The following is a 12,765-nucleotide window of genomic DNA, read 5'->3' as shown; positions in this document are numbered from 1 at the left end:
AAAAATTTTTAGACAAAATGATATTTTAGAATCACGAAGTCTAATAATCTAACTAATCTATTTATTGATTTCTTTTTTTCTTAAATCGATACGATTTTGTGCAATTCTCATTGCAGCTTGATGCGTTGTGATTTTATTTGCATCAGCATAATCAAAAATCTCCAATGTTGTGTTATAGATATTTTCGGTTCTACGCATAGATTCTGCCATATCATAACCTACAATTTCAGCATAAACATTAATGATTCCACCAGCATTAATCAAGAAATCAGGCGCATAAACAATTCCTTTTTCTTGTAATATTGCTCCGTGAGTATTTTCGTTTGCTAACTGATTGTTAGCAGCTCCAGCAATAACTTTTGCTTTTATTTTATGAATTGTATCGTCGTTTATAGTTGCTCCAAGTGCACAAGGCGCATAAATATCGACATCAGCTCCGTATAAATCGTCTCCAGTATAAATTTTTGCTCCGTATTTATTACCTATTTCTTCTAATCTTCCTTGGTTTATATCTGAAATGATAACTTTTGCACCTTCTTTTGTTAAGTAATCTACAAGAGTTTCACCTACGTGACCAATTCCTTGGACTAAAACTTTTTTGCCTTCTAAAGCATCTGAACCAAATTTATATTTAGCAGCTGCTTTCATTCCCATATAAACTCCGTAAGCAGTTACAGGCGATGGGTTTCCAGAACCTCCTTTTTCGATAGATACACCAGTTACATGAGGTGTTTGTAAACGAATTAAATCCATGTCTCCAGTAGTTGTTCCTACATCTTCAGCAGTAATATATTTTCCGCTTAATGAGTTAACATATTGACCAAATTTAGCAATCATTTCTGGAGTTTTATCTATTTTAGAATCCCCAATAATTACTGCTTTACCTCCACCAAGGTTTAATCCTGTAATGGCAGATTTGAAAGTCATCCCGCGTGACAAACGCAAAACATCGTTTAGTGCTTCCCATTCGTTAGCGTATTTCCACATTCTAGTACCACCAAGTGCAGGTCCTAAAACTGTGTTGTGTATGCCAATTATTGCTTTCAAACCAGTATCTTTGTCATTGCAAAAAACAATTTGTTCGTGGTTATCGAAAGACAATTGTCCAAAAACTGGATCAATTTTATGAAGTTCGCTAGCTTTTACAGATTCTGTAATCATAATGAATATTTTTTAGAGTATGCCTTTTTAAAAGGTTCGTGCAAAATTACGGATTAAATTCAAAAATTCATAAAACTAAACCTTATTTTTAACAAAAAATTATTGAATTCATAATTACATAATAATCAGAAATTTAGACAATTAACGCTTTTTATTAAAAAAAATAGAATTTACTACAAATTATCCTCATAAAATGAAAGAACTACGCTATTTAAACCCCTATTTTTTAAAATATAAATACCATTTTTCGTTGGGAATATTATTTACTATTGCGGCAAGAATATTTTCGTTATTTACGCCAAAGTTAATAGGAAGTTCCATAACTGCAATTGAGGAATATTTAAAATTGACTGAGTCAAATCCTATTGTTATTAGAGAAATTTTATTTAAAAATATTTTATTGATATTAGGAACTACCATATTAGCAGCAATATTAACTTTTTTTATGCGTCAGATGCTTATCGTTATGTCTAGGCATATTGAATTTGATTTAAAAAACGAGATTTTTAAGCAATACGAGTATTTAACACAAAATTTTTACAAGCAAAATAGAACAGGAGATTTGATGAATCGCATTAGTGAAGATGTGAGTCGTGTAAGAATGTATGTTGGCCCGGCAGTTATGTATACTATAAATACCGTTATTAGCTTTACAATAATCATTATATATATGTGTCAAATTTCGCCTTTACTTACATTATATACACTTTTACCTTTACCAATTCTTGCTTATTTAATTTTTAGGTTAAGTACCGAAATTAATTCTCGTAGTACCGTTTTCCAAGAAAATTTATCAACCCTATCTAATTTTTCTCAGGAAATGTTTTCTGGAATTCGAGTGATTAAAGCTTATAGTATTGAAGACGTTAAACAAGATGAATTTGATGTTTTATCTATACAAAGTAATGAAAAGAGTATGAAACTGGCTAAAATACAAGCTTTGTTTAGTCCACTTATTCTGCTTCTAATAGGTATTTGTAATCTTCTAGTTGTTTTTTTAGGTGGAATGATGTACATTAATGGAAGTATAAAATCTATTGGGGATATTGCTACGTTTATACTAGATGTAAATATGTTAGTTTGGCCAGTAGCTACATTAGGTTGGGTTTCGTCATTAATACAAGAAGCAGAGGCTTCTCAGAAACGTATTAATGAGTTTTTGAAAATAGAACCCGAGATTAAAAATAATAATTTGACTCCCATGACATTTGATGGAAATATCAGATTTAATAACGTGTCACTTATTTATGAGGATACAAAGATTAAAGCTTTAGATGATATTAGTTTTTCGGTTAATAAAGGAGAAATTTTAGCAATTATAGGGCGAACTGGCTCAGGAAAATCGACCGTTTTATCATTAATAAGCAGATTATATGATCCTACTTCTGGTAATATAACTTTAGATGGTGTTCAACTTACTGAAGCAAACTTAAGAGATTTGCGCAGTAGTATTGGGGTTGTGCCGCAAGATGCTTTTTTATTTTCGGATACGATAAAAAACAACATCAAGTTTGGTAAAGAAAATGCGACCGACGAAGAAGTAATTACTGCAGCAAAAGATGCAGTAGTTCATGATAATATTCTCGATTTTAAGAACCAATACGAAACTATACTTGGCGAACGTGGCATCACGCTTTCTGGCGGACAAAAGCAACGTGTTTCTATTGCTCGAGCGATTATTAGCAATCCGAAAATTTTATTATTAGATGATTGCTTATCGGCCGTAGATACTGAAACCGAAGAAACAATTTTGAATAATCTTGAAGTCATTTGCAAGGAAAAAACAACGATAATTGTGAGTCACAGGGTTTCATCGGCAAAAAATGCAGATAAAATTATTATTATTGATGGAGGAAAAATTGTGCAAGAAGGAACTCATAATCAATTAGTAAACCAAGATGGTTATTATAAAGCTTTATATTTAAAACAAATTGCTGAAAAAGAAATGTTATAATTGTTGTTTTGTTCTGTTTTTTTTTTCACTTTTGATGAAACAAAACAACCAAAAAAAACTAAATAATGAATAGGAATGAAAATGATATGTTAGAAAAAGAAGAAATTTTTTCTAAAGTATTAAGAGCTGGAAGAAGAACTTATTTTTTTGATGTACGCTCTACAAAAGCGGATGATTATTATATTACCATAACAGAAAGTAAAAAATTTACTGAAGAAGATGGTTCTTTTCACTTCAAAAAACATAAAATTTATTTATACAAAGAAGATTTTACTGCTTTCTCAGAAATCCTTGAAGAAATGACTTCTTATGTGTTAAATAACAAAGGAGAAGAAGTAATATCAGAAAGACATCAAAAAGATTTTAAAAAAGAATATGTTTCAGATAAATCAAATGATGAAATACCATCTACAGAAAGTTTTACAGATATAGATTTTGAGGATATTTAAAAGACTAAAAGATTAAAAAAAAATAAATGCACTAACCCTTATTGGTATAGTGCATTTATTTTTTGCCATAGAACATTGTCAAAATCAGATAATGCAAGGTTTATGGCATCTGCAGCATCTCCCATTCTAATGACAACCATTTTCTTACTTGGAACAATATATATCTTTTGATCATTTTTTCCTAATGCCATAAACATATCTGTTGGTCCAGATGGAATAATACTTCCAGGATATTGAAACTGACTTTGAGGCAAGTGATAACTAGATTTCCCATTAAGCCACCACAAATAACCATATGACTGATTTATTGTTTGAGAAGTATTTGTTGCTTCTGTAAAATAGGCTTCGTTTAGAATTTGTTCTGATTCCCATTTTCCCTTGTTAAGCATTAGCAAACCAAAACGTGCCATACTGCGCGTGTTACTCCAATATACTCTTAATCCACTTGAATCATTATACCAAAGATCATTTGTATTCATACCTATTTTGTCTCTCAATTTTGAGTTAAAATAATTATTCCAAGTTTGTCCTGTTGCTTGTGTTACTACATCTTGTAGTTTTACATAGACATTATGATAAGCCCAACGTGTTCCTGCATCTGCATTATATTGTAAGTTTACTGGAGATACGTCGTCACCTAGGGAGTCATCTAAACCAGAATTCATGGATAATAAATTTTTACAGGTAATTAAGTTCTCTTTTGCTAAAGGAGCGCTCGTCCATCCATTTCCTAGATATGTAGAAACCTTATTATTTATGTTTAATAATCCTTCTTGTTGTGCAATTCCAGTTACTGTTGATGTCAAAGTTTTTCCGGCGCTTGCCCAGTACCACAAAGAGCTTTGCGTGTGTCCGTTAAAATAATTTTCCATTACAATACGACCATTTACTAAAATTATAAAAGATTTAGAATTTTTTAAAGCTAAATAATCTAAAAGTGGTTGCACTGCTGTTTGATTCCAATTTAAAGATTGAATTGTTTTTGTATCCCAAGTAGTACTTCCAATAGTTGGATAATACATTGCTTCTGTTGGAGTTGGGGTTACTGGAGTCGGAACAGGCGTAGAATCATCAGAACTACAGCTTACTAATGTAATTATGCTTAACCCTAAAAATAATAATGATCTCATAAGTTTAGTTATTAGTTTTTAAAATTAGACAATCTATTTTCTAAATAGTTTAATTTAGGATTATTTTTTTTTAATAAAAACTAAAAAGTGTAGGCATTTTGTTGTGGTTTACTCATAAATGTCCAAGCTACAATACGGCTATTTTTCTGACCTTGAGCCATATCAATAGTTTTTATTTCTACAGCAGAAACTTTATCTAAAATCTTGTAAATACTTGGTAAGTTTTCTTTTTTAGAAACTAACGTTGTAAACCATAATACTTGCAAAGGATATTTTGCAGATTCATAAATCATTTGAGTAATGAATCCAATTTCCCCACCATCACACCATAATTCGGCATTTTGTCCGCCAAAGTTTAAAACAGGATTTTTTGTTCTAATTTCCTGTAAATTATTTACTTTTCTTATCGATGATTTTGCTGCTTCGAATGCCGAATTATGAAAAGGAGGGTTGCAAATCGTAAAAGCAAATTTATCTTCAGGAAGTATGATGTTTTTGAAAATATATCTAGGTTCTACTTGTAATTGTAAGCTTATAGCATCAATAAGTTTTGGGTTTTGTTCGATTATTTTTTTGCAATTTTGAATGGCATTATTATCAATATCGGTTCCTACAAAACTCCAATTGTAGATCGAATTACCTAGTATTGGATAAATACAATTTGATCCAATTCCTATGTCTAAACCGACTACACTTTCGTTTTCTGGGATTATTCCATTATTTGAATGTGCTAATAAATCTGCTATATAATGTATGTAATCCGCTCTTCCAGGAATAGGTGGGCAAAGATAATTTTTAGGAATATTCCAATTCTGAATACTATAATCTTTTATTAATAATGCATTGTTTAGTGCTTTTACAGCATCAGGATTACTAAAATCGATAGTTTGAGTTTCATATTCGTTTATAAAAACATATTTTTTTAATTCAGTAGATGTTTTTATCAGGTCATTAAAATCGTATCCAAATCTATGTTTATTTCTAGGATGAAGATTTGTTTTTTCGGTAACTATGTTCGCTTTCATATTCTTAATTTCAATTACAAAGATAGTTAAGAATAACTCATATTAGTTTGTAATGCATACAAACCGAACAATAAATATTCACTTAATCATTCTAAATTAAAAAATTAACAATAAATTATATATAGTTACCAAAATTAAAATTGATTTACTTATTAGTTTTGCAAAATAAATAATTTATAAAACTTAAAAAGAAAATAATAATTAAAATACTATTTTTAAAAAAAAATCTAATGAAATTCAATTCTAACAAAACCTTCTCAACTTTCATCTTTTTAGCAGTAATTATATCAATAAGTTGGGGTTCTTGGGGACACAAACATATTTCTCATGCAGCCGTTTTTGCATTACCCGATGAAATGAAATCGTTTTATTACAACCACATCGATTTTATTACCGAAGAATCTGTTGTGCCAGATGTGAGAAAAGCCACTATGAGTGATAAAACTGAAGGTCATAAGCATTACATTGACATTGAAGGTTTTAACAATACTCAAATAGATAGTTTCCCAAAAACCTATGCTGATGCTAAAAATAAATTTACCGAGAAAGTACTCGATGAACAAGGAGTTTTACCCTGGCATATAAATGAAATGATGGAAAAATTAACCAAAGCATTTCAAAATAAGGACAAATCGCAAATTTTATTTCTTTCGGGCGATTTAGCACATTACATTGCTGATGCAAATATGCCGTTACACACATCAAGCAACCACGATGGGCAATTGACTGACCAAAAAGGAATTCATAGTTTTTGGGAATCAAGAATACCTGAATTGTTTGGTGAAAATTATAATTTTAAAGTAGAAAAAGCAGTTTATCTAAAAGACGTTTCAGCAGAAACTTGGGCGATTATAAAAAATAGTCATGAATTAGTCGATCAACTTTTACTTGTTGACAAAAATACAAAAGCAAATTTTGACAAAGATAAATTATACAAAAAAGACGAAAAAGGGGAATTAATTTTAAATAAATACAAGCAAAAAATTCAATCCAATGAATATGCTGAGGCTTTTCATAAAGCGTTAAACGGAATGGTTGAAAGTCAAATGCGCCATTCTATCAAAGACGTTTCAAATTTTTGGTATACGGCTTGGGTTAATGGTGGAAAACCAAATCTTGACGATTTAGATGCTAAAGTGTTAACTAAAAGTAATTCAAACCGATTAAGAAAAGAAAACAAACTTTTAAATAAAAAAGGTAAGCTTTTTGGTTTGGAATCAGTAAAAGAGAATGATTAATATTAAACCTGCAAGGTCAAAAAAGATCTTGCAGGTTTTTAAAAAAATATTACTTCTACCTAAATACCAGTAACCTTATTTTTAATTACTTTTTTAGAGGATTTAATCAAAACATTCCATAAGCAACAAATCGCCTTCTTGATGTTCTATTATTACAATTCCGTCTTGAAGGACATGATTACTACTTCCTGTTCTGTATCCTATTGTTAAAGTATCATTATCTAAAGGATAAAATAGATTTTTAGAATGAATTCCTGATACTGTTCCAATTGGAATTATTGAAATTGGCGTGTTTGCTGTGTACCATTTTTCGAAACGACTAGGTAATAAGAATATTCTAGAATGATCGTCTATAATAACAATTTTTAATAAGCCTCTATATCTAACAATGTTTGTTAGGTTTGTAATGGTATGGTCTGCTCTTTTTCCTGTAGCCCAAACCACATTAACCATTGGAATTTTTTTTTCTATAAGATAATCAAATGCTTTTTCGAGATCGGTTTTGTTTTGATCTGGAGCATATACTATTTCGAGAGGGAATTGTTTCTCTTTGTAAAATTCTGGGTCGAAACCACGATCAAAATCACCTAATAAAACATCTACTTTTATACCTAACTCTAATACTCGTTCGATTGCCGAATCTAGTACGATTACTAGTGGAGACCATTCTAATAATTGTCCCAATAGTTCTTCGCTACAAGCTGCGCCGTTGGCAATTATTAATGCAGGTTCTTGATCATCTCGAACGATGTGATGGGAGGACATTTTTATTGCTTATTTTTATATTTACCATGTAAATAGATAATTCATAGTTTTATAACCTAGATTAAAATAGAAAACAAAATAGAGAAAAGCTTAGATTTTGTAATATTTTGAGTTTGTTAATAATATTTTATTGTTATAAAAACATTATTATCTATTACTTATCTTTTATAGAATAGTTACTTTATTCCCTTTTTGAACTTCTAAATTTTTTAAATCTATTTTTCTTTTTGATATTATTTTTACTAATTGAGACTCAGATTTTCTGTCGAATTAATTCACTTCAATATAGTTTGTAATAAAAAAAATATAAAAGTATTATGTTTGGCCCTGTTCTAATATATTACAAAAATCTACCTGTCTAGTTTTATTTACATTTACAGAATGTCTTTTGTCATAATTTGCACAATCTTTTCCTAAATGGGATATACAAAAAACAATTACGGTCATAAGTATTAAGATAGGCATTATGCTAATTGGCTTTCTTAGTGATGATTTGTATGATGAATTAAAAAGTGAATGATATTTTTTCATTTTTTTAAAATTATTTCTGCTAATATACGAATATATCTTGCAAATTTTTATTTAGTAATTGATAAAGAAATAACCCGGATATTTTAGTCTTTATAAATAAAAGAATTCTGGTTGTAAATTATAAAAATATGCTTATTATCCTTCAATTTTTGCGGATAATTCAAACCAACGTTCTTCTTTATCTTCCATTTTATTAATAATATTTTCTAACTCTTTTGCTTTGGCAGAAATATCAGCATCAGCGACTTTTCCGTCAGAAAATAGTTGTTCGATTGCTATTTTTTGAACCTCTAAATCTTTAATTTCTTTTTCTATTTTTTGATATTCTTTTTGCTCATTGAAAGTCAAATTTCCTGTTGGATTGTTTTGTTTCCAATCTTTCTTTTCTGCTTTGTTTTCTTCTTTCTGAGCAACATCAGCACTGTCTTCGTAGGCTCTAAAATCAGAGTAATTTCCTGGGAAATTTTCGATTTCTCCTTCACCACGGAAAACAAATAAATGATCTACGATTTTATCCATAAAATAACGGTCGTGAGATACTACAAGCAAGCAACCTGGATAATCTAATAAGAAACTTTCTAAAACATTTAGCGTGACAATATCCAAATCATTTGTTGGCTCATCGAGAATCAAAAAGTTGGGATTCTGAATCAAAACAGTACATAAATACAAACGTTTTAGTTCGCCACCACTCAATTTTTCTACGTAATCATATTGTTTTTTGCTGTCAAAAAGAAAACGCTCTAATAATTGTGAAGCGGAAATTATTTTTCCTTTCGTAAGCGGAATGAATTCTCCGTATTCTTTTATAATATCTATAACACGTTGTCCTGGTTTAGGATTGATACCGCTTTGTGTGTAGTAACCAATTTTTATAGTATCTCCCACTACAACTTTACCGCTATCTGCGGGGATTGTACTGGTTAATAAATTTAAAAAAGTAGATTTTCCAGTTCCGTTTTTTCCAATGATACCAATTCTCGCACCACGTTGGAAATCGAAACTAAATTCATCTAAAATAACTTTGTCATTAAACTTTTTAGAAACTTTGTGAAGCTCGATGATTTTGCTTCCCATACGCTCCATATTAATTTCTAATTCTACCACATTTTCTCTTCGGCGACTTTCGGCTTTTTCTTTAATAACATAAAAATCGTCTTGACGTGATTTAGACTTTGTAGTTCTTGCTTTTGGTTGACGACGCATCCAAGCTAATTCTTTTACAAATAGATTTTGAGCTTTGTCTACACTAGCATTTTCGGAAATAAGACGTTCTTCTTTTTTTTCTAAATAATAAGAATAGTTTCCTTTGTATTGGTATAATTTTCCATTGTCTAATTCAATGATTTCGTTGCAAACACGTTCTAAGAAGAAACGATCGTGCGTGACCATAAACAAAGTAATATTTTCTTTGGCAAAATAACTTTCTAACCATTCAATCATCTCTAAATCCAAGTGATTGGTAGGTTCGTCTAGAATTAATAAATCAGGACGGTTAATCAAAATAATGGCTAGTGACAAACGTTTTTTCTGACCACCAGAAAGATTTTTCACTTTCAATTTAAAGTCTTCTAACTTCAGTTTGAATAAGATTTGCTTGTATTGTGTTTCAAAATCCCAAGCATTATGTTGGTCCATTCCGTCGAAAGCTTTTTGGTAAACTTCTTCGTCTTCTGGATTTTCGAGTGCATTTTCGTAAGCTTCAATTATTTTAAGCGTCTCATTATCTGAGGCAAAAATACTTTCTTCTATGGTTAATTCGTCTTGTAAATTATGATTTTGAGACAAAAAAGCCATTCGAATATCTTTGCGAATTACGACTTGACCTGTGTCAGGATCATCAATACCATTAAGGATATTCATGATAGTAGTTTTTCCAGAACCATTTTTGGCAATGAAAGCAATTTTTTGGTCTTTGTTTATTCCAAAAGAAATTTTATCAAACAAAGTTCGTTCACCAAAAGACTTAGAAATATTTTCTACAGATAAGTAATTCACAAGAGTAATTTTTTGCAAAAGTAATTTATATTTGTCAAATGCAACTATCCATTATCATTCTTAATTATAATGTTCGTTATTTTCTCGAACAATGTGTTCTTAGCGTCCAAAATGCTATTGAAGGAATTGATGCAGAAATTATTGTCATTGACAATAATTCTTCGGACGATAGTTGCAAAATGATGAAACAACGTTTTCCAAACGTAAAACTCATTTCGAATGAAGAGAATTTAGGTTTTCCAAAAGGGAATAATATAGGAGTTGCTCAGGCAAAGGGCGAATATATTTGTATTCTTAATCCAGATACAGTTGTTGCCGAAGATACTTTTACAAAAATTTTGGCTTTCGCCGAAAGGCAAAAAAACTTAGGAATCGTAGGTTGTAAGCTCATAGATGGAATAGGAAATTTTCTTCCAGAAAGCAAACGAGGCGTTCCAACTCCTTTTGTAGCATTTACTAAAATTTTCGGGTTGTATAAATTTTCGAAACACTTCGGAAAATATTATGCGCAACATTTACATGAAAATGAAACAGGAAAAGTCGATATTCTCGTGGGAGCTTTTATGGTGATGAAACGGGAATTGTATCTCGAAGTAGGCGGTTTCGACGAAAATTGTTTTATGTATTCGGATGATATCGATTTGAGTTATATGGTTCTGCAAAAAGGAAAATCGAATTATTATTTTCACGAAACAACCGTAATTCATTATAAAGGCGAAAGTACAATAAAAGACGAAACGTATATGAAACGTTTTCAAGAAGCAATGAATTTCTTTTATAAAAAGCACTTTAAAGTATCGGTTTCCTTCTCTTTATTTATGAAAATAGGAATTGTATTTTTCTCATTTATCAAGAGGTTTCAAGGCAAACAAAAAGAAAGAGTAGCACCAGAAAACTATGTTTTAATTTCAGATAATAAGCGATTGAGAGAAAAACTAGAAATTCAATTAAAAGCTGAGGTTGTCCTTCAAAAAAATAACGCAAATAAAATAAATTATTCGCAATTTTTAGTTCAAAAAAACAGAATTGAAATCATTTTTGATAATAATTATGTCAATTTTAAAGAAATAATTCAAACAATTCAAATAAATAAAAATAAGAATACAACTTATAAGATACTTCCGCAAAACGCTGATTTTCTTATAGGTAGCAATAGTAGTAATGATCGAGGAGAAGTAATTTTAATATTGGATTTAAAATATTAAATTTAGCTTTTTCTGAATTCGTGTAAATTTGTGCAATTCGTGGTAAAAACTAAAAACTTTTAGTATTTTTGCATCATCAAAACCAAAACAACCTTTTAGGCAAACAATATGGCAAGATTTGAATTAAAACTTCCAAAAATGGGAGAAAGCGTTGCAGAAGCGACTATCACAAATTGGTTAAAACAAGTTGGTGACAAAATCGAAATGGACGAAGCTGTTCTAGAAATTGCTACCGACAAAGTAGATAGCGAAGTTCCTAGTGAAGTTTCAGGAATTTTGGTAGAGCAATTATTTAACAAAGATGATTTAGTTCAAGTAGGACAAACTATTGCTATTATTGAAACCGAAGGAGGAGATGTTGCAGTTGTAAAACAAGAAGCCACTCCAGTTGCCGTTGCAGAAGTTACTAAAACCGTAGAAGCTGCAAAAGAAGCAGTTTCAGCTCCAGCTAATTTTTCAGATTCAGATAAATTCTTTTCTCCATTAGTAAAAAATATGGCAAAAGAAGAAGGGATTTCTTTAGCTGAATTAGAATCTATTGCAGGTTCTGGTAAAGATGGTCGTGTAAATAAAGAAGATATTTTAAAATATATTGCGAATAGAGGGAATCAACCTGTTGCTGCAAAAACAGAAGTTGCTGCTCCAGTAGTACAAGCAGCTCAACCAAAAATACAATCAGCTCCTCCATCTGTAAACGGAGGCGATGAAATTGTAGAAATGGACAGAATGCGTAAGCTTATTTCTGGTTACATGGTGGCGTCAGTACAAACATCGGCACACGTACAATCGTTTATCGAAGTTGATGTAACTAATATTGTAAAATGGAGAAATAAAGTTAAAGATGCTTTCGAAAAACGCGAAGGAGAAAAACTTACTTTCACACCAATTATGATGGAAGCTGTGGCAAAAGCGCTAAAAGATTTCCCAGGAATGAATATCTCGGTTGATGGCGATTATATCATCAAAAAGAAAAACATAAACCTAGGAATGGCAGCAGCTTTACCAAACGGAAATTTAATCGTCCCTGTAATAAAAAATGCAGATCAACTAAACCTAGTTGGCATGGCAAAAGCGGTAAATGATTTAGGAAACCGTGCAAAAGCAGGAAAACTAAAACCAGACGATACACAAGGCGGAACATATACTGTAACAAACGTTGGAACTTTCGGCAGTGTTTTTGGAACTCCGATCATCAACCAGCCACAAGTTGGAATACTAGCACTTGGAGCTATCAGAAAAGTACCAGCAGTTATCGAAACTCCAGAAGGAGATTTCATCGGAATCCGTCAAAAAATGTTCCTTTCACATA

The 12,765-nt window shown here is 30.8% G+C and carries 11 protein-coding genes; 5 read left to right on the top strand and 6 right to left on the bottom strand.

Annotated elements, in window-relative coordinates:
- Window positions 1-57 precede the first annotated feature (57 nt).
- Window positions 58-1,161 carry a Glu/Leu/Phe/Val dehydrogenase gene (locus tag ABI549_RS03610; protein ID WP_348075088.1) on the bottom strand — a complete coding sequence of 368 codons (1,104 nt, stop codon included), beginning with the start codon at window positions 1,159-1,161 and terminating at the stop codon, window positions 58-60.
- Between the two features lie 193 nt (window positions 1,162-1,354).
- Between ABI549_RS03610 and ABI549_RS03605 the strand changes: the two genes are divergently transcribed.
- A complete protein-coding gene (locus ABI549_RS03605) occupies window positions 1,355-3,115 on the top strand; it encodes an ABC transporter ATP-binding protein (RefSeq protein ID WP_348075087.1) in 1,761 nt (586 codons plus the stop codon).
- 65 nt (window positions 3,116-3,180) lie between these two features.
- Entirely contained in the window at window positions 3,181-3,564 is a 384-nt protein-coding gene (locus ABI549_RS03600) for a PUR family DNA/RNA-binding protein (RefSeq protein WP_348075086.1), read from the top strand.
- A 38-nt stretch (window positions 3,565-3,602) separates the two neighbouring features.
- Here the strand turns inward: ABI549_RS03600 and ABI549_RS03595 are convergent, their stop codons facing one another.
- Complete coding sequence (locus ABI549_RS03595; protein WP_348075085.1) at window positions 3,603-4,694, bottom strand: serine hydrolase; 1,092 nt, start codon at window positions 4,692-4,694, stop codon at window positions 3,603-3,605.
- Window positions 4,695-4,774: 80 nt separating this feature from the next.
- Window positions 4,775-5,719 (bottom strand): 23S rRNA (adenine(1618)-N(6))-methyltransferase RlmF, encoded by a 945-nt coding sequence (gene rlmF, locus ABI549_RS03590; RefSeq protein ID WP_348075084.1) that lies wholly within the window; start codon window positions 5,717-5,719, stop codon window positions 4,775-4,777.
- Between the two features lie 230 nt (window positions 5,720-5,949).
- Between rlmF and ABI549_RS03585 the strand changes: the two genes are divergently transcribed.
- On the top strand, window positions 5,950-6,957 hold the full coding sequence (locus ABI549_RS03585) for a zinc dependent phospholipase C family protein (RefSeq protein WP_348075083.1): 1,008 nt from the start codon (window positions 5,950-5,952) through the stop codon (window positions 6,955-6,957).
- A 102-nt stretch (window positions 6,958-7,059) separates the two neighbouring features.
- Here ABI549_RS03585 and ABI549_RS03580 read toward each other — a convergent pair whose 3' ends face one another.
- The 3 genes from ABI549_RS03580 to ABI549_RS03570 all read right to left on the bottom strand — a co-directional run bounded on the left by ABI549_RS03580 (window position 7,060) and on the right by ABI549_RS03570 (window position 10,251).
- Complete coding sequence (locus ABI549_RS03580; RefSeq protein WP_348075082.1) at window positions 7,060-7,722, bottom strand: thiamine diphosphokinase; 663 nt, start codon at window positions 7,720-7,722, stop codon at window positions 7,060-7,062.
- A gap of 315 nt (window positions 7,723-8,037) precedes the next feature.
- Window positions 8,038-8,253 carry a hypothetical protein gene (locus ABI549_RS03575; protein ID WP_348075081.1) on the bottom strand — a complete coding sequence of 72 codons (216 nt, stop codon included), beginning with the start codon at window positions 8,251-8,253 and terminating at the stop codon, window positions 8,038-8,040.
- A 135-nt stretch (window positions 8,254-8,388) separates the two neighbouring features.
- Window positions 8,389-10,251, bottom strand: a complete 1,863-nt coding sequence (locus tag ABI549_RS03570) for an ABC-F family ATP-binding cassette domain-containing protein (protein WP_348075080.1) — start codon at window positions 10,249-10,251, stop codon at window positions 8,389-8,391.
- Between the two features lie 38 nt (window positions 10,252-10,289).
- Here ABI549_RS03570 and ABI549_RS03565 point away from each other — a divergent pair, with 38 nt between their 5' ends.
- Together ABI549_RS03565 and ABI549_RS03560 are read left to right on the top strand one after the other, a co-directional pair.
- Window positions 10,290-11,456: a glycosyltransferase family 2 protein gene (locus ABI549_RS03565; RefSeq protein WP_348075079.1), complete on the top strand. Its 1,167-nt coding sequence runs from the start codon at window positions 10,290-10,292 to the stop codon at window positions 11,454-11,456.
- A gap of 108 nt (window positions 11,457-11,564) precedes the next feature.
- A partial coding sequence (locus ABI549_RS03560) for a dihydrolipoamide acetyltransferase family protein (RefSeq protein WP_348075078.1) occupies window positions 11,565-12,765 on the top strand: 1,201 nt, incomplete at its 3' end.

Source organism: Flavobacterium sp. (assembly GCF_039932285.1).
In the GTDB taxonomy this organism is placed as follows: Bacteria; Bacteroidota; Bacteroidia; order Flavobacteriales; family Flavobacteriaceae; genus Flavobacterium.
This window is presented reverse-complemented; position numbering and strand designations above follow the sequence as displayed.

Excerpts from the sequence above, each read along its gene's own strand:
- ABI549_RS03565 (WP_348075079.1), top strand. The coding sequence starts at position 10,290 with ATGCAACTATCCATTATCATTCTTAATTATAATGTTCGTTATTTTCTC.
- ABI549_RS03580 (WP_348075082.1), bottom strand. The coding sequence starts at position 7,722 with ATGTCCTCCCATCACATCGTTCGAGATGATCAAGAACCTGCATTAATA.
- ABI549_RS03605 (WP_348075087.1), top strand. The coding sequence starts at position 1,355 with ATGAAAGAACTACGCTATTTAAACCCCTATTTTTTAAAATATAAATAC.
- ABI549_RS03585 (WP_348075083.1), top strand. The coding sequence starts at position 5,950 with ATGAAATTCAATTCTAACAAAACCTTCTCAACTTTCATCTTTTTAGCA.
- rlmF (WP_348075084.1), bottom strand. The coding sequence starts at position 5,719 with ATGAAAGCGAACATAGTTACCGAAAAAACAAATCTTCATCCTAGAAAT.
- ABI549_RS03595 (WP_348075085.1), bottom strand. The coding sequence starts at position 4,694 with ATGAGATCATTATTATTTTTAGGGTTAAGCATAATTACATTAGTAAGC.
- ABI549_RS03600 (WP_348075086.1), top strand. The coding sequence starts at position 3,181 with ATGAATAGGAATGAAAATGATATGTTAGAAAAAGAAGAAATTTTTTCT.
- ABI549_RS03575 (WP_348075081.1), bottom strand. The coding sequence starts at position 8,253 with ATGAAAAAATATCATTCACTTTTTAATTCATCATACAAATCATCACTA.
- ABI549_RS03610 (WP_348075088.1), bottom strand. The coding sequence starts at position 1,161 with ATGATTACAGAATCTGTAAAAGCTAGCGAACTTCATAAAATTGATCCA.